The following is a 3,278-nucleotide window of genomic DNA, read 5'->3' as shown; positions in this document are numbered from 1 at the left end:
CCGCATGCGCTTCGCCGTGGAGATCGCCAGGGCGGTGAAGAAGGCAGCGCCGGGCCTGATGCTGGGGGCCCGCCTTTCGGTGAAGGAATGGGTCGACGGCGGCTTCGAGATCGAGGAGGCAATCGAAGTGGCCAAGGCGCTGAAGGCGGAAGGCGTCGCCTATCTGTGCTGTTCCAGCGGCGGCAATTCGCCGTTGCAGAAGCTGCCCAGCGGCCCCGGCTACCAGGTGCATCTGGCCGAGGCTGTGCGCAAGGGCGCCGGCATTCCGACGCGCGCCGTCGGCCTGATCGACGATCCGCAGCAGGCCGAGGCGATCGTGGCCGACGGCCGCGCCGACATGGTGGCTCTGGCGCGCGCCTTCCTTGCCGATCCGCGCTGGGGCTGGCGCGCGGCGGCGACGTTCAGCGAGGAAATCCGTCCGGCGCCGCAGCTGGCACGCTCGGTCACGACGATGCAGCACTGGATGAAGGCCGCGGGCTGAACGGCTTGCACAGGTGACGATGGGCTGAGACCTTTGGGCGCAGCCATCCGCCACCATTGCAACCAAATTGGCCGTTTTACGTTGGCGGCCATGACAGACAGCAAGCCATTTGAGAAGCCGGTGGTGGTCGAACTCGGCCATGTCGGCAAATATCGCCAAATAAGCAGCACCCGCGAAGCGGCCGAGTGCCTGATGACCGTGTGGCCGCTCAATCGCGGCCAGCGGCATCGTGATGCTCTCGATACTTGCCTGAAAGCGCTGGAGGGGTATCGTTCGACGGCGGACGCGCGCCGCGCGCTGATCGAGGCAGCCGAGGAATCTGAAGTGCTGGTTCCCGAAGAAAGGCTGTCCGACGGAAAGCTGCATTGAGCAGGCAAAGGGCTTCTCGACCGGAGGATTCCATGGCGAAACTGACCTACAAAATCGTCGAGCATGACGGCGGCTGGGCCTACATGGTCGGCTCGACTTTTTCAGAAACATTTCCCACCCGCCAGGACGCGCTGCGCGCGGCTGAAATTGCTTCGGCCGAGCAGCAGGTCGCCGGCACCACGGATGGCATCCAGTATGAGGATTCCGAGGGTGTCTGGCATGACGAACTGGCCGATGGCCGCGACCGGCCGCAGACCGAAGTCTCAGATTAATTTCCGTCGCTCGACCTTGCTGCGACCGACGCTGTAAAAGCTTCACGTCGGTCGCTCGCTGGCGAACGGACTACTTGCCGCAATACTGGTCGTTGACGTTCGGGCCGGCATTCGCGTCGGGGCCGGCCGTATCCGAGGCGCATGGGCCGACGGCACCGTTGCCGAAGCTGTTTAGCGCGCTGGCGTCGCGATCGGAGTAAATGCTGCCCGTGGTGTAGGGATCAACCGGCTGCTTGCTATGGACCGGGCGATCACGATGCCACCACCACCAAGCGTCCGACGATTGTGCCATAGCCGAGGTGCCCATGCCAAGGACAAGCGCCGAGGCTGCAAAAATCTTCGTAAGCATATTGGTCTCCATCTGGTGAATTGCCGCATTCTTGCTGGCCGGAAATTCGCCAGCCGACACGGATTAAAACCGAGGGTTGGAGCCGAAGTTCCCGTTGCAAGTGTAGGTGAGGCGGAATGTCCGACACTTTTGTGTGACGGTTCGTGAACGGACGCGATCCCTCTCGGCCTTTGACTCGAACGGGATCCTCACGCTGGGAATGCGCGCGCGGCGATGCGCTCGATAAAGGCTACGACGCGTTCCGGTTCCACGAATTGCGGCATGTGCCCGAGCCCTTGGACGCGTTCGAAATCGAGCTCTCTGATCCTGCCCGGCATCGGTTCGCCATGAGCCGCGATGCCGAGCACCCGGTCATCCGCGCCGAACAGAATGCCGGCCGGCATCAGGATCTCGCCATAGCGCTGTTCGAGGCGGCCGAGATCCTCTTCCACCGCCACGATATCGGTGGAGGTCGCCTGGAAATGGGCGGGCCGCAACCCGAGCCAACCACCTCCGGCGATCATGTAGTCCCCCGGCACGGCTTGCGGCGCAAAGATGAACTTCATCGTCGGCTCCGCATATTTCAGGCTGTACGGTATCGCTAAAGTATGGGCCAAGATCCAGCGCTTCAGGCGCGAGGGAACATAGAGCAGGTCGAATTTCTGGCGCACCCTCGCCTCCAGATGCGTCAGCGGCGCGATGAGCGCGATGCCGGAAATCGCCGTCGCATGCTCGATCGCAAGTGCAAGCGCGATGGCGCCGCCCAGCGAATGACCGACGATCAAAGGCCGTTCGAGCCCAAGCTCCTCGATGAAGCGCCGCACCACTTCCGCCTGTTCGGGCAGACGGCCGCTCGCCCCGCCCGCCCGCACCGAGTATCCCGAGCCCGGCCGGTCGAGAGCGATCAGCCGGTAGCCGGCGCCGAAGCGGCCGAACAGCGTGTGCCGGAAATGATGGAGTTGCGCGCCGAGCCCGTGCAGGAACACGATCGGCCTGCCCTCGCCTGTTTCGACATAGTGGATGCGGCTGCCGCCGATCTCGATGAACTTGCCGCACGCCGGTACCAGCCTCTCGGCCTTGGTCGCGATCCACGATGTTGCGAGCATGAAGCCGAGCACGACGGCGGCCGCCGCAACGAGCAGACCACCGATCAGCCATGGCAAAATCGATATCAGCATCTTGCACCCGAGCCGTACCGACGCACCTTACTCGCAACCGTGTCTGCCACAAGAGCCCCGCCTCGCGTGCGCATTGCGGCCGGCTGTCCGCCGCGTTATTTCAGGCCACCTGCAGCCGGAGTGAGCCATGCCCGAAATCGTCACAGCCGCCATGCTCGTCATCGGCGACGAGATCCTCTCCGGCAGGACCAAGGACAAGAATATCGGCCATCTCGCCGATATCATGACCGCGATCGGCATCGACCTGAAGGAAGTGCGCATCGTTCCCGACGAGGAGGACGAGATTGTCGCCGCCGCCAACGCGCTGCGCGCCCGCTACACTTATGTCTTCACCACCGGCGGCATCGGCCCCACGCATGACGACATCACCGCCGATTCGATAGCCAAGGCCTTCGGCGTGTCTTGCGAATACGATGCTAGGGCTTACGCCATGTTGGAGGCAAGCTATGCCGAGCGCGGTATCGAATTCACCGAGGCGCGCAAGCGCATGGCGCGCATGCCGCGCGGCGCCGACCACATCGATAATCCGGTGTCGATCGCGCCAGGCTTCCGTATCGGCAACGTTCACGTGATGGCCGGTGTGCCGTCGATCTTCCAGGCGATGCTCGACAATGTCGTGCCGACGCTGAAGACCGGCACCAGGATGCTGT

5 protein-coding genes and 1 pseudogene are annotated in these 3,278 nt (G+C 63.6%); 4 read left to right on the top strand and 2 right to left on the bottom strand.

The genetic code is table 11. From position 1 onward, the window contains the following. The 3 genes and pseudogenes from EOA60_RS25225 to EOA60_RS25215 form a co-directional block, all read left to right on the top strand. Positions 1–481, top strand: a pseudogene (locus tag EOA60_RS25225) (oxidoreductase); the annotation flags it as partial. A gap of 90 nt (positions 482–571) precedes the next feature. Beyond that, complete coding sequence (locus tag EOA60_RS25220; protein ID WP_066998903.1) at positions 572–850, top strand: DUF982 domain-containing protein; 279 nt, start codon at positions 572–574, stop codon at positions 848–850. Between the two features lie 32 nt (positions 851–882). Continuing rightward, a complete protein-coding gene (locus tag EOA60_RS25215; RefSeq protein WP_067328195.1) occupies positions 883–1,122 on the top strand; it encodes a DUF2188 domain-containing protein in 240 nt (79 codons plus the stop codon). Positions 1,123–1,192: 70 nt separating this feature from the next. Here the strand turns inward: EOA60_RS25215 and EOA60_RS25210 are convergent, their stop codons facing one another. Continuing rightward, a complete protein-coding gene (locus EOA60_RS25210) occupies positions 1,193–1,471 on the bottom strand; it encodes a hypothetical protein (protein WP_095825336.1) in 279 nt (92 codons plus the stop codon). A 188-nt stretch (positions 1,472–1,659) separates the two neighbouring features. After that, positions 1,660–2,628, bottom strand: coding sequence for an alpha/beta fold hydrolase (locus tag EOA60_RS25205; protein ID WP_128312079.1), 969 nt, complete (start codon positions 2,626–2,628; stop codon positions 1,660–1,662). Between the two features lie 127 nt (positions 2,629–2,755). Here EOA60_RS25205 and EOA60_RS25200 point away from each other — a divergent pair. Next, positions 2,756–3,278 (top strand): molybdopterin-binding protein (locus EOA60_RS25200; RefSeq protein ID WP_164899519.1); only part of this gene is annotated, 523 nt, incomplete at its 3' end.

Source organism: Mesorhizobium sp. M1A.F.Ca.IN.020.06.1.1, assembly GCF_004023265.1.
Taxonomy (GTDB): Bacteria; Pseudomonadota; Alphaproteobacteria; order Rhizobiales; family Rhizobiaceae; genus Mesorhizobium.
The sequence above is the reverse complement of the archived record's forward strand: the minus strand, read 5'-3'. Positions and strand labels throughout refer to the sequence as shown.